Source organism: Wolbachia endosymbiont (group B) of Villa cingulata (assembly GCF_964028285.1).
Taxonomy (GTDB): domain Bacteria; phylum Pseudomonadota; class Alphaproteobacteria; order Rickettsiales; family Anaplasmataceae; genus Wolbachia.
This window is the reverse complement of the sequence record NZ_OZ034766.1, coordinates 948,727-975,010: the sequence shown is the minus strand read 5'-3', so window position 1 is coordinate 975,010 and position 26,284 is coordinate 948,727. Positions and strand designations below refer to the sequence as shown.

21 protein-coding genes and 1 pseudogene are annotated in these 26,284 nt (G+C 34.6%); 11 read left to right on the top strand and 11 right to left on the bottom strand.

Annotated elements, in window-relative coordinates:
- Positions 1-2 precede the first annotated feature (2 nt).
- Genes ABWU52_RS05010 through ABWU52_RS05000 form a run of 3 tightly spaced genes read left to right on the top strand, consistent with a single transcriptional unit; the run spans position 3 to position 2,719 of the window.
- Positions 3-389, top strand: a complete 387-nt coding sequence (locus tag ABWU52_RS05010) for a HesB/IscA family protein (RefSeq protein WP_006012614.1) — start codon at positions 3-5, stop codon at positions 387-389.
- A complete protein-coding gene (locus tag ABWU52_RS05005) occupies positions 382-840 on the top strand; it encodes an iron-sulfur cluster co-chaperone HscB C-terminal domain-containing protein (protein WP_214242103.1) in 459 nt (152 codons plus the stop codon). Before ABWU52_RS05010 ends, ABWU52_RS05005 begins: the two co-directional genes overlap by 8 nt.
- Positions 818-2,719 carry an Hsp70 family protein gene (locus tag ABWU52_RS05000; protein WP_353276446.1) on the top strand — a complete coding sequence of 634 codons (1,902 nt, stop codon included), beginning with the start codon at positions 818-820 and terminating at the stop codon, positions 2,717-2,719. The genes ABWU52_RS05005 and ABWU52_RS05000 overlap by 23 nt, the downstream gene beginning before the upstream one ends.
- A 3-nt stretch (positions 2,720-2,722) precedes the next feature.
- Here the strand turns inward: ABWU52_RS05000 and lepB are convergent, their stop codons facing one another.
- A complete protein-coding gene (gene lepB, locus ABWU52_RS04995) occupies positions 2,723-3,508 on the bottom strand; it encodes a signal peptidase I (RefSeq protein ID WP_353276445.1) in 786 nt (261 codons plus the stop codon).
- A 199-nt stretch (positions 3,509-3,707) separates the two neighbouring features.
- Here lepB and ABWU52_RS04990 point away from each other — a divergent pair, with 199 nt between their 5' ends.
- Positions 3,708-4,064, top strand: a complete 357-nt coding sequence (locus tag ABWU52_RS04990; protein ID WP_353276444.1) for a TrbC/VirB2 family protein — start codon at positions 3,708-3,710, stop codon at positions 4,062-4,064.
- A gap of 2 nt (positions 4,065-4,066) precedes the next feature.
- On the opposite strand, the gene ABWU52_RS04985 is transcribed toward ABWU52_RS04990, so the two are convergent.
- Together ABWU52_RS04985 and ABWU52_RS04980 are read right to left on the bottom strand one after the other, a co-directional pair.
- Entirely contained in the window at positions 4,067-5,065 is a 999-nt protein-coding gene (locus ABWU52_RS04985) for a pyruvate dehydrogenase complex E1 component subunit beta (protein WP_063631208.1), read from the bottom strand.
- 60 nt (positions 5,066-5,125) lie between these two features.
- Entirely contained in the window at positions 5,126-6,610 is a 1,485-nt protein-coding gene (locus ABWU52_RS04980; RefSeq protein ID WP_353276443.1) for an ankyrin repeat domain-containing protein, read from the bottom strand.
- A gap of 325 nt (positions 6,611-6,935) precedes the next feature.
- On the opposite strand from ABWU52_RS04980, the gene uvrA reads away from it, so the two are divergent.
- Positions 6,936-9,749 (top strand): excinuclease ABC subunit UvrA, encoded by a 2,814-nt coding sequence (uvrA, locus tag ABWU52_RS04975; protein WP_353276442.1) that lies wholly within the window; start codon positions 6,936-6,938, stop codon positions 9,747-9,749.
- Positions 9,750-9,830: 81 nt separating this feature from the next.
- Here uvrA and ABWU52_RS04970 read toward each other — a convergent pair whose 3' ends face one another.
- Entirely contained in the window at positions 9,831-10,919 is a 1,089-nt protein-coding gene (locus ABWU52_RS04970) for an IS481 family transposase (protein WP_353276441.1), read from the bottom strand.
- 279 nt (positions 10,920-11,198) lie between these two features.
- On the opposite strand from ABWU52_RS04970, the gene ABWU52_RS04965 reads away from it, so the two are divergent.
- On the top strand, positions 11,199-11,432 hold the full coding sequence (locus tag ABWU52_RS04965) for a hypothetical protein (RefSeq protein ID WP_353276440.1): 234 nt from the start codon (positions 11,199-11,201) through the stop codon (positions 11,430-11,432).
- A 360-nt stretch (positions 11,433-11,792) separates the two neighbouring features.
- On the opposite strand, the gene ABWU52_RS04960 is transcribed toward ABWU52_RS04965, so the two are convergent.
- Positions 11,793-12,671: an IS3 family transposase gene (locus ABWU52_RS04960; RefSeq protein WP_353277659.1), complete on the bottom strand. Its 879-nt coding sequence runs from the start codon at positions 12,669-12,671 to the stop codon at positions 11,793-11,795.
- Complete coding sequence (locus ABWU52_RS04955; protein WP_064085359.1) at positions 12,647-12,946, bottom strand: transposase; 300 nt, start codon at positions 12,944-12,946, stop codon at positions 12,647-12,649. Before ABWU52_RS04955 ends, ABWU52_RS04960 begins: the two co-directional genes overlap by 25 nt.
- Before the next feature lie 79 nt (positions 12,947-13,025).
- Between ABWU52_RS04955 and ABWU52_RS04950 the strand changes: the two are divergent.
- Positions 13,026-13,587: pseudogene (locus tag ABWU52_RS04950) on the top strand (integrase core domain-containing protein); the annotation flags it as partial.
- Positions 13,588-13,681: 94 nt separating this feature from the next.
- Here ABWU52_RS04950 and ABWU52_RS04945 read toward each other — a convergent pair.
- Together ABWU52_RS04945 and mgtE are read right to left on the bottom strand one after the other, a co-directional pair.
- Complete coding sequence (locus ABWU52_RS04945) at positions 13,682-15,001, bottom strand: hypothetical protein (protein WP_353276439.1); 1,320 nt, start codon at positions 14,999-15,001, stop codon at positions 13,682-13,684.
- Positions 15,002-15,504: 503 nt separating this feature from the next.
- Complete coding sequence (gene mgtE / locus ABWU52_RS04940) at positions 15,505-16,875, bottom strand: magnesium transporter (protein ID WP_353276438.1); 1,371 nt, start codon at positions 16,873-16,875, stop codon at positions 15,505-15,507.
- A gap of 155 nt (positions 16,876-17,030) precedes the next feature.
- Between mgtE and prfB the strand changes: the two genes are divergently transcribed.
- Positions 17,031-18,132 (top strand): peptide chain release factor 2 gene (gene prfB / locus ABWU52_RS04935; protein WP_353276437.1). Its coding sequence is split into 2 segments (ribosomal slippage): positions 17,031-17,096 and positions 17,098-18,132, totalling 1,101 coding nucleotides; the frame shifts between segments, so codons are not numbered across the junction.
- 174 nt (positions 18,133-18,306) lie between these two features.
- Here the strand turns inward: prfB and ABWU52_RS04930 are convergent.
- On the bottom strand, positions 18,307-19,593 hold the full coding sequence (locus tag ABWU52_RS04930) for a Na+/H+ antiporter NhaC family protein (RefSeq protein WP_353276436.1): 1,287 nt from the start codon (positions 19,591-19,593) through the stop codon (positions 18,307-18,309).
- Between the two features lie 179 nt (positions 19,594-19,772).
- On the opposite strand from ABWU52_RS04930, the gene ABWU52_RS04925 reads away from it, so the two are divergent.
- The 3 genes from ABWU52_RS04925 (at position 19,773) to ABWU52_RS04915 (ending at position 23,155) form a co-directional block, all read left to right on the top strand.
- Positions 19,773-20,081 carry a hypothetical protein gene (locus ABWU52_RS04925; protein ID WP_353276435.1) on the top strand — a complete coding sequence of 103 codons (309 nt, stop codon included), beginning with the start codon at positions 19,773-19,775 and terminating at the stop codon, positions 20,079-20,081.
- On the top strand, positions 20,075-22,123 hold the full coding sequence (locus ABWU52_RS04920; protein WP_353276434.1) for an ankyrin repeat domain-containing protein: 2,049 nt from the start codon (positions 20,075-20,077) through the stop codon (positions 22,121-22,123). The genes ABWU52_RS04925 and ABWU52_RS04920 overlap by 7 nt, the downstream gene beginning before the upstream one ends.
- Before the next feature lie 108 nt (positions 22,124-22,231).
- Positions 22,232-23,155: an RluA family pseudouridine synthase gene (locus tag ABWU52_RS04915; RefSeq protein WP_353277735.1), complete on the top strand. Its 924-nt coding sequence runs from the start codon at positions 22,232-22,234 to the stop codon at positions 23,153-23,155.
- A 7-nt stretch (positions 23,156-23,162) separates the two neighbouring features.
- On the opposite strand, the gene ABWU52_RS04910 is transcribed toward ABWU52_RS04915, so the two are convergent.
- Both ABWU52_RS04910 and aspS read right to left on the bottom strand, forming a co-directional pair.
- Positions 23,163-24,425 carry an MFS transporter gene (locus ABWU52_RS04910; protein ID WP_353276433.1) on the bottom strand — a complete coding sequence of 421 codons (1,263 nt, stop codon included), beginning with the start codon at positions 24,423-24,425 and terminating at the stop codon, positions 23,163-23,165.
- A 35-nt stretch (positions 24,426-24,460) separates the two neighbouring features.
- Positions 24,461-26,263: an aspartate--tRNA ligase gene (gene aspS / locus ABWU52_RS04905; RefSeq protein ID WP_353276432.1), complete on the bottom strand. Its 1,803-nt coding sequence runs from the start codon at positions 26,261-26,263 to the stop codon at positions 24,461-24,463.
- Between the last annotated feature and the right edge of the window lie 21 nt (positions 26,264-26,284).

Below are 26,284 nucleotides of genomic sequence, written 5' to 3'. Positions count from 1 at the left end.
ATATGAGTGAATTTCAAGGAGTAAATTCTGTTAAAAAACCTATCACTCTAACTGCAAATGCAGTAGAGAGGGTAAGGTTTTTATTGGACAAAAAGAAGCATGCTAACCTTGAAGAAGCAATAGGAATAAGAGTTCTAATTAAGCAAAAAGGATGCTCTGGTTTAAAATATGATATTGAATATGCATATGATGTTCGTCCTTTGGAGTCGGTAATTGAAGAAAGCTGCAGTGATGATCAAAAAGTCAAGGTGCTGATCGATCCAAAATCTATTATGTTTATCCTTGGCTCTGAAATGGATTATGTAGAGGAAAAATTCTCATCAGGTTTTATTTTCAAAAATCCTAATGAGAAAGGAAAATGTGGTTGTGGAGAGAGTTTTCATGTCTAGCAACCATTTTACATTATTTGGAATTGAACCGGCTTTTAACATCAGCTTTGATGAGCTGGAGAAAAAATATATTGAGCTAAGCAAAACTGATATAAATGAAAGAGAGTCCAAAAATATGGAAAATATCAACAAAGCTTATCAGGTACTGAAGTCACCGCTAAAGCGTGCCGAACATTTGTTGGATCTTTTTGACGTACAAAGCAAAAAAGAGCATCTTGATCCTGAAATATTAAATGAATCAATGGAAATAAGAGAATACTTTCTAGACTGCGATGATTTACAATTTGCAAGTAGGATGATTGATGAAAAGGTAAAAGATTGTACTAAAAACCTAATTAATGCTTTTGCTACAAAAAATTTTGATGAAGCTGCTACGCAAGTTTTTAGATTGAGATATTTATATAAGTCATTTGAGGAGATGAAGGAAAATGCGGCCAGTTCAAATTTCTGAACCAAGTTCAAATGAGGTAGTTTTTGGTATAGATCTTGGAACTACTAACTCTTTAATTGCCATGGTAAATAAAGCTGGCAATGTAGAAATATTTAAAGATGAGCAAGGTCGTGAACTATTACCTTCTGTCATTTCATATGAAAAGGATGTACTAAAAGTAGGCTACGATGTTGGCGAAAACGCTATCTGCTCTATAAAACGCTTAATGGGTAAAAGTGTTAAAGACTTGCATAAAGAAGGTATCAATTGTGAAATAGATAACGAAAGTGAAAAAGTTATTAGGGTAAAATGCTCAGAAGAAAAGTATCTCACTCCTATTGAGATCTCTGCTGAGATACTAAAAACTCTATGCAAGAGGGTAAAAAAATTCACAGGGATGAAAGTTAACAAAGCAGTGATTACTGTACCAGCTTATTTTGATGATTCAGCACGTAACGCAACCAAATATGCAGCAAAATTAGCTGGCATAGATGTTCTTCGCCTCATTAATGAACCAACCGCTGCAGCACTTTCTTACTCCATTGAAAAGAACAATAACAGTGGCATATATGCAGTTTATGACCTCGGTGGTGGAACATTTGACATTTCAATATTAAAATTACATCAAGGAGTGTTTCAAGTTCTTGCAGTTGGTGGTGATACTAAACTTGGTGGTGATGATTTTGATCATCTGCTTAGTTTAATAGTGCTTGAAAAATATAGAGAAAAGGTAGGTTTAAATAAAAAATGCTCTAGTGTCATCCCAGTGCTCCGACACTGGGATCCAGAAAGTTTGATTGCAAGTGAACACACCAGAAAGTTATATAATAAGAACTGGATTCCAGTGTCAAGCACTGGAATGACACCATCTGATACAACTACCTACAAATTACAACATTCATACACTAAAACTGGTATCTGCAATATACGTGCTGTAAAAGAGTACCTAAGTGAAGATACCTCTGGCACTTTTGAATTCAGCATCAATGGTGAATTATTTAAGTGCAAAATTACCAAAGAAGAATTTGAGCAAGCAATCAGTCCTTTGGTTAATAAGACTATAAATATAGTTACTCGTACTATAAGCAACATAGATCTTAAAATCGATGATATAAAAGGGGTAATTTTAGTTGGTGGTGCAACTAGAGTGCCATTAGTGCAAAATTCACTAATCAAACTCTTTGGCAATAAAGTGCTGAATGATGTGGATCCGGACAAAGCAGTTGCCAATGGGGCAGCTTTGCAGGCTCATTATTTAACTTCAAACTCAAAAGATAGGAATATTCTCCTTGATGTGCTGCCTTTATCACTTGGCATAGAAACTATGGGGGGAATAGTTGAAAAAATTATACCAAGAAATACACCACTACCAGTTTCAGAAATAAAAGAGTTTACAACTTACGCTAACGGGCAAACAGCAATGAAAATTCACGTTTGTCAAGGAGAACGTGAAATGATAAAAGATAATAAATCTCTAGCACGATTTGAACTCAAAGGTATACCACAATTGCCTGCAGGTTCTGCAAAAGTTGAAATAGGATTTACAGTTAGCATTGATGGAATATTGACTGTCACTGCAAGAGAAAAAACTACTGGAGTCGAACAGACAGTTGAAATAAATTCAAGCTCTGGCTTAAGTGAAGAAGATATTCAAGATATGGTCAATCAGTCAGTAAGTAACTTTGATGAAGACATGAAGGCTCGTTCCCTTGCAGAGGCTAAAATTAACGGTAACAAGCTCATACATCTAGTTGAAAATGTTTCCACTGAGCAAAAGTTAAAAATTTTACTACAGAACGCAAAAGACGCTTTACAGGAAAATGACTTAGACAACATTAATAATGCTATCTCTGAGTTAGAAAACTCTGCTTTAGAATTATGCGAATCAGCAGACAGATAGAGTTCATAAAACTTTGTGAAGTACCCTGTCAAATCTCAGAGCAATAGGTAACCTAAAATCAAACGGCAACCAATCAACTTTGCCTAATTTAAACGATAAACCAACCATGCTTACGCGCCCAACTATATTTTCAGTTGGTATTAACCCAATTTCAGAAAACCTGCTATCAAAAGAATTATTTCTATTGTCTCCCATAACAAAAAATTGATCATCAGGCACATAATAAACTGGAGTATTGTATGATAACTTATTAGAAAGATTATCTATTAGAATTTCATGCTCCTTGCCGCTCGGGAGTGTTTCGATGTATCTTGCTATATTACGCTTTGACTCATAATCAAAAAAATTTTCAATTTGTCTTCGCTTTACTTTCTGATCATTTAAATATAACTCCCCCTCTATCATTTGCACTTTATCGCCCGGTATTCCTATTACCCGCTTAACAAATCTAATGCTGTCATTTCTTGTAGACTTGAAAACTATTATATCACCACGCTCCGGAGGGGTATAAAAGATTCTATCGCTAAAGATGTTTGGAGAAAATGGAAAAGAGTGTTTACTATAACCATATGAATATTTACTAGTAAAAATATAATCTCCCTCAAGTAGAGTGCTTTTCATTGAACCAGAAGGAATATGAAATGGCTCAAATAAAAAACTACGTATTGATAGCGCAATTATTAGCAAAAAAAACAGTGAAGATAAAAACTTTCTCGTTCCTGCTATCCGGTTCTCTCTCAATTCTTTCAATTTTATTTTCTTTATAAATTTAAGCTTATCATAACACATAAAAGTGGTAATGTGAAATTTTACTCATGGGTGTTATTGCTCTTTTTCGAAAGTCGAAATAAGCTCTCAAGTAATTGGCAGTGATTGATAACCAATAGACATCATTTGCTATGCAATATTGTATAAATCACAATGCTAGTTTTACTGAAAATTATACTATTTTAGATATAATTATAATATTTAAACTTAAGGTATAGGGATGAACCCTACAATTAGAAAGGTTTTTTGTATTCTACTTATAGTATTATTTATTTCTTTTTCTCATGTTGGAAGTGCTGCTAACTCTAATGACGATACAACTGCTCAAGTAATATGTAATATTATTGGCTACGTTTGGGGAATAGGTGGACCGCTTATGACCGTAGTGATAATAGGAGCAGCTTTACTTGCAATATTTGGTAGAATGCCGTGGCCTGCTCTTTTCGCCCTCGGTGTATTTTGCGCTGTGTATTTTGGCGCTAAAACTATTGTCATAAAAGTAATGGGTGGTATAAACTCTACAAATGCCTCTTTTATGGAAGAATGTGGAACGGGAGATAAAAAAAAGAGTCAATAGGACTATTTCTTTCTAAAGCAGACTTGGTGCACAGCTTCAACTATATCTTCCACTTGTGGTAATGCTTTCTTTTCTAGGTTTGCAGCATAAGGTAAGGGGACATCCTTGCCGGTTACCCGTACAACCGGAGCGTCAAGGTAGTCAAATCCTTGTTCCATAACCATGGCTGAGAGTTCTGCTCCTATTCCTGCAAATGGCCAACCCTCTTCTATGCTTACTAATCTATTGGTCTTCTTAATAGAGTTAATAACTGTTTCAGTGTCAAGTGGTCTTAAGGTTCTGAGGTCGATAACTTCAGCTTCTATTCCTTCACTAGAGAGTAAATCTGCTGCATTTAACGCATCCATTAGTTTCAATGAAAAAGCAGTGATAGTTACATCCTTTCCTTCCCGTATAACAGCAGCTTTGCCTATCTCAAGTAGATAATCTTTATTTGATAGCTCAGAATCAGGAATCTCATGTTCATGCCCATAAGCGATCTCGTTTTCTAGAAATATTACTGGATTAGGATCACGAATTGCAGCTTTAAGCAGACCTCTGCAATCAGAGGCAAAGTAAGGTGCTATTACTTTCAAACCTGGAACATGCGAATACCAAGATGCAAAGCACTGAGAATGTTGTGCGGCAACTCTTGCTGCAGCTCCATTTGGTCCACGAAACACTATAGGGCATCCAAGTTGTCCACCTGACATATAATTTGTTTTTGTTGCGGAATTCACAATTTGGTCAATAGCTTGCATAGAAAAGTTAAAAGTCATAAACTCAACAATAGGTTTGAGCCCAGCAAACGCTGCTCCAACAGCAAGACCAGCAAATCCATGTTCGGTAATAGGTGTATCAACTACCCTATTTTCTCCGAACTCTTTCAGTAATCCTTTTGTTACTTTATAAGCACCATCATACTCTGCAACTTCTTCACCCATGATAAATACATCAGGGTCATTTTGCATTTCTTCTCTGATTGCCGTGCATAACGCTTCTCTTACACTTAAGCTTGCCATTTGTAAATCTGTAAATTTCAACTGAAATAACTATATCAAAATTACCAGGAAGCGCACAAGTTAAGTTTTACAAGCATCATGTTGCATTGAGCATTGAATACTTACTTCTTTTAATTCAGTAGGTTGCGGTGATAGTGCGTATGTAACTCCACCGACTATCAATGAAGACATCACAGAAGTTGCAATCATCAATAGAATTGGTAATTGGAAGGCTATACTAAAGGCAACACCTACTGTCAACATGATTGCAAAGTTTACAGAAGCAATTTTTAAGAAAGACAGTTGTCCTTTTTCTGTTTTTTCTAGTAATACTTTATTTGCTTTGGTTTTGCTTAATTCACTATTAAGTGTTGTATTCTCGTTTTCTATATCTTTTATTTTTTGCTTTAGTGATTGATTCTCTTTGTTGAGCTTGCTAAGTTCTTCCAACTTAATCTTATGTTCATTTAAATCATTAGAGTGCTGACCTTTTATTTTTTCTAATTCACTATTAAGAGTTGTATTTTTACTTTTTAGATCTTGTATTTGTTGTTTTAGTGATTGATTCTCTTCACTGAGTTTATCAAGTACTTCTAACCTATTCTCATGTCCAGCTAAGTCACTCTTTAATTTTTCTAGTTCTTTCTCAACATGTTTTAATTCTTTACCTGGCTTTTCTAACTTCCGAATTTGTCTATCTTGCAACTGAATTTGAGGTTGCAGACTTTCTAAAATTTGGTCATTAACTTCATTAGCTGCTCCGTCGTTATTTATTTCAGAGCAGAAAGAAGTATCAAATGTAGCTTCAGACTCTAGACCGCTGTCGTCACTACTAACACTTTCACCAGTAATAGAATGAGAAGCGATTTGCTCACTCTGAATATTATCATTATTCTCTTTCCTTCTTTCATTCCACATTTGTATTTCCACTGCTATTGATTTTTCTCTATCATTTCCTAATTTAGTAATTCCATTCACAAATGAACTGACTCGAGTTATATTATCATTCTGAGATGAGTGGTCACAACTTCCTTCTCCAACTTGGATGTGAAAGCCTTTTATCTTCTTTCGCGAATGATTTTCTTCTGCTTCCTCTAACATTTGTACTATCGCTTCCTTATTTTCTGTATTACCTACCACCTCCCTTGGAGTCTTATTTTTACTTTTTAATGAAGGATTCACTCGATCATCACTTAGTAGTTGTTTTACCATGCTTTCATGTCCACAAGAAGTAGCAATATGCAAAGCAGTTAGCCCATCATTTTTAGAACCATCTTTTACTCGAGCGCTAACACTTGCTTTCTTTTTTAGTAAAAGTTCCACTATTAACATATTGTTGCATGCTGTAGCAAGATGTAACAACGTCCAATCTTCTGCAGCTTCTTCTGAAATTTTTATACTAAATTGATGTTCTTTACTAAAATTTTTACTAAACTTGTTGTACTCTCCTGCATCTTTTCCTTTTAACTCATTCTTTATTTTTTCAAGTAAATTATCTTCATCTAAATCGCTACTTTCACTTACCTCATTTATTATTTCAAAAAACTTCTCCTTCTCTATTGCCATAACCTTTCCCTCTAAATTTATTTTTATCGCTGCATAATCTCACAAAAAAGTTAAATTTATCAAAATTCTATATTTTATATAAAATAAAATTTGCTGTTTCCAAAAATTGGTAAGCATGTTTTTGATGAGATTGTAGAAAACATACTTTTATGACACCATTTGTTGTACGAACTAACTTGGCGAAAACAGATGTTTATATAGTTGTGTGGCAAAATGTTTTGCACTAGTTGTGCTATCTCGTTTTCCGTAATAGTTGAAAAAATTAGTAGAAAGTTGTTGTAAGTTTATGTATTTTGGGGCTGTAATGGTCAAAGGTACATGAAGTATGATCAGAGTTAAAGGTGCAAGAGAGCATAATTTGCAGGGTATTGATGTCAATATACCAAAAAATAAGTTAGTTGTTATAACTGGACTAAGTGGTTCTGGTAAGTCTAGCCTCGCATTCGATACGATTTATGCAGAAGGCCAACGCCGATACGTCGAAAGTCTATCGGCTTATGCACGTCAATTTCTTAATATTCAAGATAAACCAGATGTTGAGTCAATCACAGGCCTCTCTCCTGCAATATCAATTAATCAAAAGTCGATCTCAAAAAATCCAAGATCAACTGTTGGAACCGTTACTGAAATTTACGATTATGTACGTTTGATATATGCACGAGTAGGAATACCTTATTCGCCTGTAACTGGGTTGCCAATAACGAAACAGGCTGTATCTCAAATTGTAGATACTATTATAGCATTACCTTTAGAAACTAAAATATATATACTTGCTCCTATTGTGCGTGGTAGAAAAGGAGAGCACTTCAAAGAGATATTGGAAATTAAAAAGCAGGGTTACGTGAGACTAAAAATAGATGGTGAAACATACAATATAGATGACTTGCCTAAACTCGATAAAAACAAGAAACATGATATTTTTGTTATTGCAGATAGAATCTCCATATCAGATGATATAGGAAATCGACTACCAAGCAGTGTAGAATCAGCATTGAGTCTGGGCCATGGCTTAATGTATGCAGAAATAGTGAACTTACCTGATAACCACAATTCCGAGTATAAAAATGGTCAAACTTTAACTTTCTCAGAGAATTTTGCATGTCCTGAGTCTGGCTTTACTCTTGAAGAAATAGAGCCAAGATTGTTTTCTTTTAACAGCCCCTACGGTGCATGCAGTTCATGCAATGGGCTCGGTAAAAAACTAAGTGTTGATGCAAAGCTAATAGTGCCAGATGAAACGCTCTCGATATCTGAAGGTGCTTTAAAGCCAATTGGATCAATATTCCGTCAAGTGCATACAAACTATGGATTGCTAAAAAATGCAATTCTATCACTGGCTGAAAATTGCAAATTTAGCCTTGATGTTCCGTGGAAGAATATAGACCAAAAAGTGAAGGATTTAATACTTTTTGGCTCTAGAGAAATGAAATTTCAAGGTTTGGTCAGTATCCTAGAACGCCAGATGGATTACGATGCATCACTTATTGATAGGTATTGTTCTGTTACTGACTGCAAAGAATGTGCTGGCTATAGATTGAGAAAAGAAGCACTTACAGTGAAAATTGACGAAAAACATATAGGTGAAATATCAAGGCTCAGCATCGATGAATCCCTTAAGTGGTTTGGAAATTTATCAGATAAACTTACAGAACAACAAAGGCAAATTTCAAATAAAATATTAAACGAAATAATCAAAAGGCTGACATTTTTAAAGAATGTAGGGCTAAATTACCTTACACTTGACCGTGAATCTAGCACTCTCTCTGGTGGTGAAAGCCAGAGGATCAGGCTTGCTTCGCAAATTGGCTCTGGTTTAACAGGAGTGCTATACGTGCTTGACGAACCCTCAATTGGCCTTCATCAATGTGATAATGATCGATTAATTGCCACACTTAAAAATCTGAGAGACATGGGTAATACTGTGATTGTTGTTGAACATGATGAAGACACAATAATGGCTGCTGATTATGTGATTGATATTGGTCCTGGAGCTGGTGTGAATGGAGGAAAAATCGTTGCAGAAGGAACACCAGATCAGGTACAAAAAAATTCAGAGAGCATAACAGGACAGTATTTAAGTGGAAAGAAGGAAATTTCAATTTCAAAAAGAAGAAAGCAAACAACTCAGTTCATAAAGGTAGTTAACGCATGTGAGAATAACTTAAAAAATATAAATGTTGAATTTCCTATAGGGAATCTTATTTGTGTTACTGGAATATCAGGAGGAGGAAAATCAAGTTTAGTAATAGAAACACTATATAAATACTCAGCACAGAAGATAAATCATTCATCTGCAAAGCATGGTAAATGCGATAAAATAGAAGGCCTTGAGTATATAGATAAAATTATAGAAGTTGATCAGTCACCAATTGGTAGGACCCCAGCATCAAATCCAGCAACATATGTTGGTATGTTTACTCACATCAGAAATTGGTTTGCAGGTCTCCCAGAGTCGAAGGCACGAGGTTACAATATAGGCCGATTTTCATTTAATACCAAGGGAGGAAGATGTGAAGCTTGTAAAGGTGATGGGCATTTAAAGATCGAGATGCATTTCCTACCGGACGTTTATGTGAAATGTGAGCAATGTAGAGGACAGAGGTATAACCGAGAAACATTGGAAGTTACTTACAAGGGAAAATCAATTTCTGATGTGCTTGATATGACAATAGATCAAGCATGTGACTTTTTTGAAAATCTTCCAATGATAAAGGAAAAGTTGATTTCTTTACAGGAAGTAGGGCTTGGTTATATAACGCTTGGACAGTCGTCAACAACGTTGTCCGGGGGTGAAGCACAACGAATAAAGCTGTCTAAGGAACTATCAAAGCGATTTACCGGGAAAACATTGTATATTCTCGATGAGCCAACAACTGGGTTACATTTTGAAGATGTAAATAATTTACTGAAAATACTCCATAGGCTAGTTGATTTAGGAAATACTGTTATAGTTATTGAGCACAATTTACATGTTATAAAAACTGCTGATTACATAATAGATATTGGTCCAGAGGGTGGAGTAAAAGGTGGCGAAGTGGTTGCTGTAGGAACTCCAGAAAAAGTTGCACAGACTCCAAAAAGCGTTACAGGCAAGTATCTTAAAACATATTTATTGGATCAAGTATCGACTATTTCTTAATAATTAGGTTATGAGGAGCATTTTAAAAGGTATACCTAACATATTCATGTAATAGTTTAGACTTAATCTGACAAGCATGAATTATCTGACAGAAGAATCGACGAAGTCAAAACCGATATCAGAATCTGCTTTAATGTTATCAATATTTTTTTGGTAAGCAATATGCATACTGTCAAAAAAGGTCTGCATAGGAGTCTTACCGTAGCAATACTTACCAGAATGAGGTCTAGCTCTATTGTAAGAATGCAACCAATGATCAACATCTAACTGAAGCTCTTCCAAAGTACTATAAATCTTTTTCCTAAAGATAATATTGTAACATTCGTCTTGCATAGTTCTATGAAGCCTTTCACATATACCATTAGTCTGTGGAGAATAAGCTTTGGTTCTAGAGTGATCAATATTTTCTATTCCCAAATATAGCTGGTACGCATGATTCCCTGGTTTGCCACAATACTCCGTACCTCTATCGGTTAAAATGCGTAGCAATGGAACTTTCTGTTCATCAAAAAATGGTATAACTCTATCATTGAGAAGATCTGCAGCTGTTATGGCAGTTTTCTCCGTATAAAGCTTAGCGAAGGCCACTCTAGAGTAGGTATCAATAAAAGTTTGTTGATAAATTCGTCCAATACATTTGATATTGCCTACATAATAGGTATCTTGACTACCTAAGTATCCAGGGTGTTGTGTCTCAATTTCGCCATGTGCCTCTTTTTGTTCCTTAGCTTTTTCTAAAGCAGTAACTTGCTCCTCTGTCAAAATTATACCATCTTGTACTACCTTCGCTTCCAGCGCTTTCAATCTCTTTTTAAAATTTTCAAGATCGTTTCTTTGCCATATTGATCTTATCCCGCTAGCAGATATTAGAATTCCTCTCTTTTTCAGTTCATTTGCTGCTCTTTCTTGTCCATATGCTGGAAATTCTATTGCTATTTCAACTACTGCTTTTTCTATATTCTCTGATACTCTATTTGCATATAATGGCTTACTTTTACTTATCTCATGTAATCCCTCTTCTCCTCCTGTTTCATATAGTTCTTTGAGTCGGTAAAATGTATCTCTCGAATATCCCATCACTTTACATGCCTGCGATACATTCCCTAATTGTTTTGCAAGTTCTAGCAATCCTAACTTTGGTTTTAATATTTTTTCTTGTGTTGTACTCATATCTGACACTCCTTTAAAATTTGTTTATATTTTTATCTTACTCTATTCGCTTGTCAGATTAAGTCTAAACTATTACAGAAGCAGCAGGTAGAAGAGAATCTTCCACAAGAATTACAGGAAGATGAGGATCTGGACTGGGAAGAGTATAAAATATTTCGGTTTGGAGAAGAATGTAGGTTTATTCATGAAATAGATATATTTCCTCAACGTGATGAACCTGGAGCTCCAATTTTTCATGAAATTAACCCAATCAGAGAACAAGGTGAATTGTTAGACCTGATGAATGAGTTGGCAAATGATGATGCAGGAGAAGTGCGTACTAATGTTAAAAGAATTTTGGAATATGTTATTGATATCCATGATGAACATGAAGATAGCTTAGTGTTTCGTGCAGAGTCTGATTACCACGGTTTTCTGTGTGGTTTTTTAGTAAATTTTAGATACCGAGCTGTGGCTGACTTCTACCCAGAGCTGCTTATAGGAAAAGGTTATGCAGATGTTGGTGCGCCGTAGAAACACGGAAAGTGTTGAAGCTGTGCAGTAGATGAGGGAGGGCCCCTCGGAGCCGGTTTGCAAGAGCAGGCTTCAAACAGCCATAAGCTGCTTTGGTAAAGAGCTAAGGTAGTGAGCGTTATGGAAAAGGCACAATTATGTGTCATGTATGAAATAGAGAGACGAACGCAAGTGAACCACTGATGAAGTGTCGAAAGCGTAGAGACGACGTCAAAACCAGGGGGTAGTCGTTAACCTGGGATGAATCTACTGGGAGCTTGTTTACTGGGTAGGTGGCGTCCGGCATAAAAGTGGCGTGAATCTATTTTAGGCTATTTGACCTTACCCAGAAAAAGTAGATAGAAAGTTAAGACGTTTTTGCTATGAGAATGATGAATCAAAAAGCTCAGGAATGCAATAGTTAATAGTAGAATGTCTACGCTGTTTATTATAAAAAATTTCTATATATTCAAATATTGCGGTTTTAGCTTGTTGTGCAGAGTGTTGTGAAGTATCAATGAGTAACTCTCTCTTAAGTGAACTAAAAAAGCTCTCTGAAACAGCATTATCATAACAACAACCTTTGTGACTCATACTAGAAGTAATATTTTTTGTACTTAGTAAAAATTGATAATTTTTAGAGGTGTATTGCGATCCTTGATCGCTATGAAATAGTAGATTTTTAGCAGATTTGCGCCTACCAATAGCCATGAATAACGCATCTATAACTAATTGCCTATTTACTGCATTACTCATTGACCAGCCAATCACCATGCGTGAATATAAATCTATTATTGCTGCCAAATATAACCATCCTTCATTAGTTTTTATGTACGTAATATCAGTTACCCATATCTTGTTAGGTTGATCAGCGATGAAATTCTGATTTAATATGTTAGGAGTTATAACTCTATTGTCTATTTGTGGTTTTTTACTTTTAAACTTTCGTCTAAGCTTAGCTTGAATGCCATTTTTCTGCATAACATTTTGCACTGTTTTGATGTTATAATTTTTACCTAAAGCCTTTAATTCAGCGTGAATTTTAGGAGCTCCGTATCTGCATTGTGATGCTCGATATACCTTCTGAATATCTTGTATGAGCTCTTCTCTTATTGATTTTTTGTTGTTTTTTTCCTTAGTAATCCATTTATAATAACCACAAGCAGATACGTTCAAAAATCTGCATGATTCCCGTATTTTATAGCATTTTTTATGTTCTTTTATAAAAGAATATTTTACTCTTTTTGGTTTGCAAAATATCCCAGGGCTTTTTTTAAAATGTCTCTTTCCCTCGTTACTCTTGCCAGCTCTTTCTTTAAATCAAACTTTTCTTTGTCACAATGAGCTACTTTCCCTTTTCCTGGAAACGCATCTACTCCAGACATTCTATCATTGTATGTTTTTACCCATCTGCTTAATGAATCACCGCTAATACCCAAATCTCTTGCTATTTTTGCTGATGATTGACCTGTTTCTTTTACTAGTCTTATAGCTTCAATTTTGAATTCTGCTGTATATTCTTTTCTTTTTGTCATACCACACCTCTTTGAAAAAACGTTTTATTTTACTTCAAAAACGTCTTAACTTTCTGTCTACTTTTTCTGGGTAAGGTCAGTTGGTAATATCAAAGGTATTGGACGAATTTACTAGCAAACCTTTGTTGATACCTATTCCAGAGTTGCTTTTGCTAAGCTTTACACAGAAAGGACTGCTATCACAGCTGCAGATCTTCTTAATGATAGGGTAGTACCGTTCTTTGATGAACAGAAAGTATCATTGCTACGTGTTTTGACGGATCGTGGTACAGAGTATTGTGGCAGACCTGAAAATCACGCTTACCAGCTATATTTAGGGGTAGAAAATATTGATCATTCTCGAACCAAAGCTCGTTCTCCACAGACTAATGGCATATGTGAAAGGTTCCACAGAACTATGCAAGATGAATGTTACAATATTATCTTTAGAAAGAAAATTTACACCTCTTTGGCAGAACTTCAGTTAGACGTAGACCATTGGGTGCATTCTTACAATAGATCTAGACCGCATTCAGGTAAATATTGCTATGCCTATGCAAACCTTTTTTGATAGTATGCATATTGCTTATCAGAAAAATATTGATAGCATTAAACAGGATGCTGATTTTGGTTTTGACTTTGTCAATTCTTCTGTCAGTTAATTCATGCTTGTCAGATCAAGTCTAAACTATTACATATTCATATCTGACACTCCTTTAAAACTTGTCTATATTTTTATCTTACTTTGTTTGCTTGTCAGATCAAGTCTAAACTATTACACTTCCCACTAATTAAAACTACTCGTGACATTTTTACTTCTTGACTACTACTGTGTAACCTTAGGTTCAAATTTTTTACCACCTCTTTTCTTTCAATGAAATTTTCTGGTGTCTTGTCAAAACTATAGGAAAATTGACGCCTATCTTCATCTTGTTTTCTAAGATGTTCTTTTACATCTTCTATATCTTTCCTTTTCACAGGATCTTGTCCATTAATCTCCTTTAATATAAAACGAGCTAATTCTTCTTTTTTTTCATCATTTAAAATATACACATATCCTTCTATGGGTGCTTTAATGGATACATACTTTTGTTTTACCTCTTCCCACTTTCTTAACTCCCATTCAAAGGGAAGCCGATAGCCGTATTTTTCAGCACATCTATATTCCTCTAGATTATGTTCCTCAGAATTATATTGATAATAATTAACAGTTTCATCTTCTTCTTTTTTCTTTATTCCTACCCATTCATACAATTCTGAGGTTACTAAACTTTCACCACCTTGCTCATCTTTTATTTCATATCCAGGACGCGTAAAATATCCTTTCTTTTTTGACTTATCTAGAACAACACCTTGTGTTATAAGATCAACAGAAAAGTCTTGTTCCTCAGAAGTTAAAAGGTAATTCATTGTTCTATGTACAGCATCTATTGCTAACTTCTTAACTCTCCTATGATAAAAAGAGGGATTGATATCTACAACCTTTATGAATGGTTCCTCAAACCTGTGAAAAATTTCTAAGCCAGCTTTTACTAAAATCTCTCTCATTTCAGCTTTGTAGCAAGGTATAATTATTGTAAAAATATTTTTCGCTCTTTTCTTATGCTGTTTTCCTATAACACAATAATTGATACTCTCATTAACTTTAACACTAAATAATTTTAGTGGACTTGCTGGAATAGTATTATTCAAAATAGAATTAAAGCTGGCTGAAGCTTTGCTTATTTTTTGTATATTTGAATCTGGTTCTGCCTCCTCAAAATATTTAGATAATTTTTCCTCGAATTCTTTAATAAAAGTCTTAACAAAAAAAGTTGCTTTTTCCACTACTTCATTATCTGTAAGACTTATAACATTGGCTGTATCATTCGATGCGCTATACCATACACTACCGCTGCTTATAGATGAAGATCTTGTTACTCCAAGACTCTCTTGACTTTGTCCACACTGAAGTTCTCCACTAGATAATCTATCTTCATGATCAAGACCTCCTTTTGCTCCTATTGTTGACTCATCATCTACATAATCCATTCGATCATCTGCTACTTGTTCTCCTATATTTCCTTTACCTAACATAAAACCCCCTATATTTTAATATTCATACTTGATTATTTTACCGTAAATCTCTTTTCTGAAGATTGGTTTTAATATCTAATTCATTTGATTCTTATACAGCTGTACTAAACTGCTCTACAAATTTACTGTAGAAACCTCACGGTAACCCTAGGTAACTTTGATTGCTGAGTAGCAGTGTGTCTTTCTTTTGATTTCTTACTAAATTAAATACTTGCTTAAAAAAGTCAGGATTGCTTTCCGAATGATGTATATAATACAATGCATCTAACTCACATTCCATGTATTCATTACATTAAACTGTATTATAGCTAAAAAGATCTAGCAGAGCAAGAACTCTTTTACATGTTTGAGCATTTTATTTTAGTTTGTATTTTAAAACTAAAGCAGCTCAGTTTCATGTACTTTTATTTCTTTATCGACTGTTATTTTTCTTCTTCAATGCACCTGTGAGTAATGATAACGTGGCAGTTAAAGCTTGTAAAGCAATTTTTATATAGCAAGATTCAGCTATTTAATAAAAAGATCGTGGCTAGACCAAAAAATATAAGAGCTGAGAGAATATCAGTTGTTGCTGATGTTAAGATTGAAGACGAAACAGCAGGATCGGATCTTAAACGATGAAGCATTATAGGAATAAAAGTGCCGATAAATGTTGCAATGATCGACATTGCAATCATGGAAACTACGAAAATGATCTCTACTTTTAAACTATGGAACCTTATTGCTAATACTACAAGCGAAATTGTAGATAAAATCACTCCATTTATAAGACCTATTAAAAATTCTTTCATCAGTATTCTTTTTGCATTTTGCTCAGTTAGATATTTTGTTGCGATTGCCCGGATAGTTAGTGTTACTGTTTGGGATCCTGCATTTCCGCTCATCGATGCAATGATTGGCATAATTATTGGCAGTACTATAAAACTTTGTATTACGTTATCGAAAAAGCCAACTACTATAGAACATATTGTTGCAGCTAAGAGGTTAAACAGTAACCAAGGTAGTCTTTTAATTATAGTTTTATGTATAGGGGCATTTATATCAGATTTAGAAGATACACCGCTTATTTTAAGCACATCCTCTTCTGCTTCTTGTTGAACAATTTTGATTACATCTTCAATAAGGATTACACCTATAATTTTACCATTCCTATTTACTACTGGAGCTGATAATAGAGCGTAATCTTTAAATATTCTTGCTACTTCTTCTTGGTCCATTCCAGTTTTAATTATTTTTATATCTTGACTCATTATCTCTTTTATTATTGTTTCTCCTGAGTGAGATATTACCTTATTTAAGTTGAAAATGCCTATGGGTTCTAATTTTGAGTTAATGATGAAAATTTGATAAAATGTTTCTGGTATTTTTTTATAGTTGCGCAAGAATTCCATTAGCTGATTTATCGTCCAATAATATGGAGCTATAACCATATTTTTATGTATCAACCTTCCTGCACTTTCTTCTGGGTATGATAACAATTCCTCTACTAATTTTTGAGTTGCATTGGGTAAGTAGTTAAGTATATTTTCTATAGACTTTCTATCTAAATCTTTCACTATGGCTACTATGTCTTCTATATCAAGAAGCATTAGTAACTTTGCTGTATTTTCTATTCCCAATATTTCTATGATCTCTACTTGTAAATCTGGTACTACATGTACTAAGGCATCACTTAACAAATGTTGATCGAGGATATTAACTAATTTCTCCCTGTGATCACTGATCGAAGTAGATAAAAAATAAGCTAACTGAACGCTATCTATCGTTTTTACAATATTACGAACATTCTCTAATTCTTGATTATCGAGAGACTCTATTAAATCATCAATAGCCTTTTTATCTAAACCATAATGAGAACTTGTTTTAATATTCATTACTTTACCTTATTTTTTTAATAAATATACACACTTGATTTTATTGAACATTCAAGTATAATAAAATTATTTTGAATTAACTATTATATGGTTAAATTTCTATTTTGTTTGCTGTTATTGTTAGTGGTAATAAATATATTAAAGTCTAAAGTATAATGAAAACCCATCCAGAAATCCTTGAATACTTTCAAGGCTTAAATAAAAGTATTTCTCTTATCAGGAGGTGTCTTTGACATAGAAAGATTGAAGTTGCGTCTTGAAGAGCTGGATTCTCAAGCGTCGAATGATAATCTGTGGCAAGACAATCAAAAAGCACAAGAAATTTTAAAAGAACGCTCTAAAATTAAGCATGACATAGAATCGTTTTCAAAGCTAGAAAGCGATTACAACGATGCTATCAGCTTGATGAAATCTGCTATTGATGAGAATGATGAAGAATTTTTTTCTGAAGTTAAAGGTGAGTTAGTAAAGCTAGAGAAATTAATCAAACTTAAAGAGACAGAATCCTTATTTACTGGTGAAGCAGATAACAATAACTGCTTTTTAGAAATCCACTCAGGAGCTGGTGGAACAGAGAGCAATGATTGGACTGAGATGCTCATGCGCATGTATACAAGATGGGCAGAAATTTATCACAATTTTAAAGTTGAAGTTGTAGAAAAATTAGATGGTGATGCAGTTGGTATAAAATCTACAACAATAAAGATCATCGGAGAAAAAGCTTACGGGTGGGCAAAAAGCGAAAGTGGAGTTCATAGATTGGTTAGAATATCACCATTTGATGCAAATGGTAAACGTCATACCAGTTTTGCAAGTGTAGGAGTAACTCCAGTGATTGAAGATTCAATAGATATTGTTGTGGATGAAAAGGATTTAAAGATCGACACTTACCGTGCTTCTGGAGTAGGTGGTCAGCATGTAAATAAGACTGAAAGCGCGGTACGTATTACGCATATTCCAACAGGCGTTGTAGCTCAATGCCAAAATGGTCGTTCTCAACATAAAAATAAAGATGAAGCACTTAAACTACTTAAAGGACGTTTATATCAAATTGAATTGGAAAAAAAAGAGCAGAAAATGGCCGAAGAATATGGCAAGAAATGCGATATAGGTTGGGGCAGTCAGATCAGATCGTATGTTATGCATCCATATCAAATGGTAAAGGATTTAAGGACTGGACATGAAGTTGGCAATATAAATTCCGTTTTTGATGGCAATATAGATTGTTTCATAGTTAGTGTATTGGAGTTAAAATGAGATTTATTAAAAAGCTAAGTTTTATGCTCTGCTAATAAGGGGAAAAGAAAACCAAAACCTATTGAGAAAAATGGAACAATTTTGTGAATATATCTATTATCCAAGTAGCTGATGAAAATGGCAACTCGTTTCTTATGGGCACAAAAATGTAATATGAAGAGAAATCTTCGTACATTAAGTTGTAGCCGCGCAACGTCTGCCATTGATGATTATTTCACCTACTGTAACTGCTGCTAAAATAAAGCAGTAATAAACTTGTGTTAACAAAGAAATAGGTGAGACAGAAGCAATGCTACCTGCTAGCAGCAGCTGGGAACCATAAGGCAAAATGCCTTTTGTAACGCAAGCAAAAATGTCTAACAAGTATGCACTACGGTATGACGGAATATTATGCTTTTGCGCGAGCCTTTTTGCAATATCGCCACTTAATAAAATAGCAATGGTATTATTAGCAACTAAAACAGTAAACATAGATGCTATGCCCGCTATTACAAATTCAGCTTTAGTTTTTGTGATATTGCTTTCATCGATAAGTTTGTGTAATGCCTTTTGACCCTGCTTGTACATTATATGACTCAATCCGCCAATAAATAGAGCAAATATCACTATCTCGTTTACTTTTTTGAAACCGTCATATATGTCATGAGAGAGTTGAATGATAGTATAGTCAAAAAAAGTCATCCCTAATACACTAGCAACAATTATATTTATAGTTATTGTTACTAAAGTAGTAACTTCAAATAACCCCATGATTATTAAAGAAATATAAGGAATAATCTTTATTACTGATAAATAATCTAAATTTGATGTAGGAATAATTTTTGTACTATCTGCCATAATTGCCAGATAGACAAGCGTTATAATGCTGGCAACAAATGCTACTTTAGAATTCACTTTAAGTTTATCCTTTATCGTGGCCCCCTGTGAAGAAACAGATGCAATAGTAGTGTCAGATATCATTGAAAGATTATCACCAAATACGGCACCTCCAACTACAGTTGCAGTTCCTATTTCAAGACCAAAAGCCCCACTTTTTGCTAAGTTAACAGCTATTGGTACCATTAATACAACAACTCCCATAAACGTACCAATTGCAGTTGATATAAAAGCGGAAGCCAAAAATACTCCAGGCAGTAGTAATCTTGCTGGAAGGAAATTGAGAATTAAATCAGCAACAGTATCTGCACTACCAATTGATTGAGTCACCACAGAAAATGCTCCAGAAAATAGAAAAGTTAAACACATAGTAAGGGTGTTTTTATCGCCCATACCCTCGATGACAGTATCGATGTTACGTTGAATTTTACCTGCACTGCATGCAACAGCAAAAAATAGCGCCGGTAGTAGGCAAATTACCGGTGAAACTTGGCGAAGCGGATTATCAATTCCAATAAAGGAAAAATAGACACCACTTCCAAGGTATAAGATTAAAAAAATAACCAAAGGAAAAAAAGCTGTCATTTTACTGCCTTAAAACCTATGATTATAATCAATTAAGTGGTTTTAGGCAAGCTTGGTTTTCTGTAAGTTAATAACAGTCCTTTTAGACTCTCAAGTTACGCTATGGAAAATGCGTTGACTATTCTACCATAATATATAGCATCAAAAAATACTCTATAGTATGAGGTAAAGCTATGGTAATGACATATGAACAGTGGAACATAATATTAGGTGTAATTGATCAAGAGGTAAATTTAAGTAAAGACAATGTAATTGAAAGAATAAAAGAGCTATTAAAGGAAGTAAAGATACTAGGGCAAGCAGAAACATCAAGAATGTTAGAAGAGATATCGCATGGATTAGAAGTATCAAGCAAGATTCCAAGAGTACAAGAGACACAAGAGCCATTAAAAAAGAGACTAAAGGTGGTAAATGTACCGCAGACAAAAGAAGAAGCAAAAAAGATACTAAAGGAGTCAAGGGGGTATCAAATGCGCAACAGATGGTAAAAAGAATGCTAAAAAGGTTAAGTGTACAAGAGACATCAGAAGAATCAAAAGCAGTGGCGCTAGAGGATGTGCTAAATGCACGAAAGATCGCAGAAAAGGTACCAGTGATGCTAGATACACAAAAGATACTAAAAACATTAAATAGACTAAAGAAAGAAAGTAAAAATGTGTATAAAGAGTGGAAGAAAGCCAAATTTGATGTAAATTATTGGTTTGAAATAGATTGTTTGCATGAACGCTTTTCATACACGTTATTATATTTAGCTATTGATTTTAAGCTGAGCAATTTAATAAATGCTATGCTTAAAGTAAAAGGAATCGATATTAATTCACCAGGTCCGTTTTCCGAATGGACTGCTTTACATTGGGCTGTTGAAGATAGGAACACAGAAGTAGCACGCAAGCTAATAGAAAAAGGGGCAAATGTTAATCAGTTGGATTCATCTCAACGGACTACTTTATATCAGCCAGCTGTAAATGGCGATATAGAAATAACAAAAATCTTAGTAATGAATAAGGTAAATCCTAATGTGGAAGATCTGATGAACTTGACTGCTTTATATGAAGCTGCCAGGAATGGCCATAAAGAAGTAGTAAGGTTCTTAATGAATAATGGAGCAGATGTTAAGAAGAATGGGGCGCTTAAACTTACTCCTTTACATATTGCTGTTGCAAATGTTGATAGAGCAATGGTGGATTGTATAATAAAAAACGACAAGAATATTGACAAAAATATTGAGATAGTAGATGTACTTGGATGGACTCCTGTATATTGGGCTGCTACAAAGAACGATATTTCAATATTAGAAGCCCTATTAAAGTGCATATCAGAACATGGAGCAGATGTTAATCTAGAGGATAATTTAATTGGACGATCTCCCTTACATATTGCTGCTACGAATGGTAATGTGGAAGCAGTAGAGCTCTTAATAAAATATGGAGCAAATGTTAACCATAAGGATGCATGGGGATGGACTCCTTTTAATTGTGCTGCTGCAAAAGGCAATAGAAAAGTAATGTATTATCTAATAGCCCATGGAGCAAGTATTGAGACGAATGATCCACAGAAAATATTACTTTCTATTTGTCCATATAATTATCTAGAAGCAGTAACTACTATGATACAACTTGGAATATGGAAGGATGTGATGAAATTGATGGGAGCTGAGTTTTTACGTTGTGCTGCCGGACATGGTGATACACTAATGGTACATGCTCTATTAGAAGCTGGAGTAAATGCTAATGCAGGTGATGATTTAGGATCAACTGCTTTACATAAAGCTGCCAAGTATAACCATCCGGAAGTAGTAAGGATCTTAATTTTATATGGAGCAAATGTTAATGCGCAGAATGACTTAGGGGAATCTCCTTTAACTTATTCTGTCGAACGTAGAAACTGGATAGTAGTAATAACCTTACTATGCTATGGCGCAAATCCTTCATTGCCTGATAATTGTTATGAAACTGTAAGAGATTTAGCTAAACGTCAAGGTATAAGTAATCTTCTAGTAGAAGCAGAACAAAGAGCACTAGCTATACTTACACAGCTTGACTTAGAATCAAGTATACTCAGAAACAGATCATTACTGATAGTGCAACACATAGCATCATATATGTTGAAAGAAATAGAATTACATCCATCTATCAGCTTTGAATTTATGATAAGAGATCAAGCTAATCAAATTGAACAATTACAGTATAACGCTAAACTTAATGAAAAAAGAGTAGCATTTATAACTGACCACATTAAATGTGTGCAGTTAGGAACTACCACTAAAGCGTGTCCAGCTGAAATGGATGGAGTAAAAGAACAAATATTACATAGTCCTTGCAGGTGGTCATATCGCACTAAAAATGTTAATGTAGGAAGAGTAACATCTTTAGCTAACGGCATTGAGTGTATGAAGTTAGGGCCTAACACTGAAGCGCGTCTAGGCCCTAGTACTAAAGAGCCTAATACTCACCTCTCTATGATCGAGAAACTATCATTGTTACCACTTTACTCAGCTGTAGGAAAATATGAAGCTGTTATAAATAGTTAAATAATCCTCTAAATTCCAGCACGTAGCACTCGATGCAAGTAGCTGAAACTGAGGAGTACATTAGGTATGTTAGATTTTAGTTTACACAATAAAATTTTTATAAGTAAGATGTCAGAAGGTATCAAAACCATATTAGTAGAAGACAATAACGTTAGGCTCGATAGGTACATTAGAAGAATTTTTCCCAATTTGAAACAATCTGCAATTGAGAAGTCTTTAAGGAAAGGATTAATCAAGGTTGATAATTGCACGGCAAAATCCAGCGATAGGGTAAGCTCTGGGCAAACTATAATGATAAGATACTTAGACTATATTGAGAACACTAATTCTGACTGCAAATATAATGAAAAGTTAGTGAATCTACTAAGAGAGAACATATTATATGAAGACGAATATATACTAGCTATAAACAAACCCACAGGGGTCATTGTTCAAGGCGGCATAAAGGTAAAAATTAGCATTAGTGATTTACTTGACCAAATAAGAGAGGGAGAAATATTTAAAATTGTCCATAGACTAGATAGGGATACGAGCGGAGTGATAATATTCGCACGCAATGCTAGTGTTGCCAGATACCTTATGGAGGAATTTAAAGAACGGAGGATAAAAAAAACTTACCTAGCATTAACTTCTGGTATACCAAGCAAAGATAATGGAACAATAGACTACCCATTGGTGAAAAAATATATTTCAGGGCAAGAAAAAGTAGTTATTAATGAAGATTCACCTCAAAATGCCACTACGCATTTTTCAATTATAGCAAGGTTAAAACATAATGTTGCTTATTTAAAATTACAACCAATTACTGGCAGAACTCATCAATTACGTGCACATTTAGCTCATATAAATTGTCCTATTCTTGGTGACGGTAAATATGGCGGTAAAAAAGCTTTTATTGATGGAGTAGCAAATCAGATCCATCTTCATTCGCATTCTTTATCTTTAAAACTACCAAATAATAAAGAAATTACCATTACTGCTCCTATCCCTGGGCATATCGAAAAATCTATAGAAATGCTATCTTTTGACTGAAAAGATTTCACCAATCAACTTTTCTGTCTTTGGCTTTGATTTGAAGCACAGATATTAGGCTAATTAATGCACAAACAGTAAGGTAAATCCCTGCTGCAAGTTTTGTTTCGGTTTTTTCTATAATCCACATGCATATCGATGGAGAAAGACCACCAAAAATACCTGCAGATATGTTATGTGCGAGGCTAAAGCCGGTGCACCTAACTTTTGTTGGAAATAACTTGCAGGCAAGAGAATTATATATTCCAAAAGATGCACCTATCGGCACACTTATCAACAGAAAAGAGAGCGTGACAATATAGTGGTTATCATTTGATAATAGCGAAAGTACCGGCAAACCGGCGCAAGCTAGAGCTACTAATGTAGGAATCATTACATTTTTTCTTCCAACTTTATCAGACAGTATTGCAAATAGCACTGCGGACGTTCCAAATGTAATTTCAACTATAATCCTTACTACATTTTTAATATCAATACCTGACAGAGTAAGCGCTTTTACAGATATGTTATAAAACATTATTACCGAATAAACGATTGCATTTTGAGCGATACCAAGCCCCATTGCTAGCACAAATGCCTTTTTATAGTCCCTGATTAATTCTAAAAATGGAGAATCAGATAAGCTTCTATTTTGATCATGAATTTTATATGCTAAGCTCTCTTCCATTATATATCTTGTTAAAAAGCCTATTATGCCCATAATGAAGCAGAAATAGAAGGGCAACCTCCAGCCCCAAATTTCATAATTTTCACCTGTAAACTTTTTGCAAACAGCTATCATTACAAAGCATGTAATAGAACCAAGAGCACCACTAAAAGCTTTCATGCTACCTAAAAAGCCTAGATTTTTTTTATCGCTTGAATGCTCTATTAAAAAAGCTGAATTGATACTTGTTTCTCCACCTGCTGCCATTCCTTGTGTTATTCTACAAAGCAGAAGCAGTATAGGAGAAAATATTCCTATTTCTTTAAAGCTTGGTATAATCGCAATTGCAGTAGATGATATCGAAGCTAATATTACGGAAGTCAGCAAAATTTTCCTTCTGCCGTATTTATCTCCAATGTAACCAAAAATAAATGCACCTAGTGGTCTAAATCCAAATCCAATTGCAAAACTGCCAAGAAATTTGATTGTGCTTAAATAATCACTTTCTGAAGGAAAAAAAACGTTGCTTATTATATGCGTTAAAACTCCAAACAGAGTTACTTCATACCATATAATCATATTGCAGATTATGCTTGATAGTATTGCTTTTTGAATATTGTTCATAACTTCCAGTTTACCACACTCCGCTATAAAAATTTTTATTCAATAACCTTTAAAGACAACTCACGTAAATGCTTATCCTCTACTTTAGAAGGAGCACCCATTAGAACATCTTCACCTTGCTGATTCATAGGAAAACAGATTACTTCACGAATGTTCGGCTCATCAGCAAGTAGCATAACCATTCTATCAACTCCTGGTGCTATTCCACCATGAGGTGGCACTCCAAACCTAAATGCACGCACAAGCGCACCAAATTTTGTATCAACTTCTTCTTTACTGTAGCCTGCAATGGCAAAAGCTCTGTACATAATATCTAGTTTGTTATTACGAATTGCTCCACTTGACAGCTCTATTCCATTGCAAACAAGATCATATTGGTAAGCAAGGATATCCAGTGGATTCTTTTCTTCTAAATCTTTCAAGCCACCATGTGGCATAGAAAATGGATTATGAAAGAAATCAATTTTTTTACTTTTATCGTCATACGCAAAGTAAGGAAAATCAATCACCCAACAGAATTTGAAGATATTGTCATCTATAAGACCTAGTTCTGATCCCAAAAGAATACGCACTTTCCCTGCAATTATTGCTGCTTCATTTTCCTTATCAGAAGCAAAAAATACACTATCTCCAGGTTCTATATTTGTTATTTCTTTTATGGAATTTAACCTATTGTCATCAAGGAATTTAGCAATTGGTCCTTTTGCAATTCCATCTTTATCGAACGTTATATATCCAAGACCTTTAGCACCGAATTCCTTTTGTGCATGTTCTATTTTTTTATCAAAAAAGCTACGAGGTTCCTCTGCTGTTTTAGGAGCAGGAATGGTTCTCACTACCATACCGCGTTCAATATTGCTTTTGAAAATATTGAACTCTGAATCACGGAAAATTTCTGTTACATCGCTAATTAATAATGGATTACGCAAATCTGGCTTATCAGATCCATATTTGAGCATTGCTTCTTTGTATGTAATACGTGGAAAATCTTTATCGACAGACTTGCAAGAAAATTTCGCGAACACTTTATATAAAGTAGATTCAATAACCTGAAATATATCTTCTTGAGTCACAAAAGACATTTCAAGGTCGAGCTGATAAAACTCCCCAGGAGAACGGTCAGCCCTTGCGTCCTCATCACGAAAACAAGGTGCAATTTGAAAATATTTATCAAACCCTGAAACCATAAGCAACTGCTTAAAAATCTGTGGAGCTTGTGGTAATGCATAGAATTTACCAGGATTTAGTCTGCTTGGCACTAAGTAGTCACGTGCACCTTCAGGAGAAGAGGCAGTAAGTATTGGAGTTTGAATTTCCAAAAATCCTTGCTCTATCATGAGCCTCCTGAGCTCTGAAATGATCTGTGAACGCAGAATAATGTTATTACGAACCTTTTCACGTCTTAAATCAAGAAAACGGTATTTAAATCTCATGTTTTCTGGGTATTCTTGCTCGCCGGCGATACTTGCTAATATACTCCTTTCTTCTTTTGCTATTTCTTCATCACAGTGGAACTCAACTTCCGATTCAACTTGTAAATTACTAACTATAACTTCAATTTCTCCTGTGGAAATAGAGCTGTTTACCGTATCTTCAGTTCTAGCTTTGACTGTTCCTGTGACAGTAATCACACTCTCTGATTTTAAATTTGAAATTTCATCGAAAAAGTTTTTATCATTATTGAACACTAGCTGAGTGATTCCATAAAAGTCTCTCAAATCAACAAAGATTAGGTTACCATGGTCACGTTTGCGGTACAGCCACCCAGAGAGAGTAACTTCCTTTTCTACATCATTCTTCCTTAATTCATTACACTCGTGAGTTTTATAACAGTTCATTTAATTGAAATTTCTAGAATA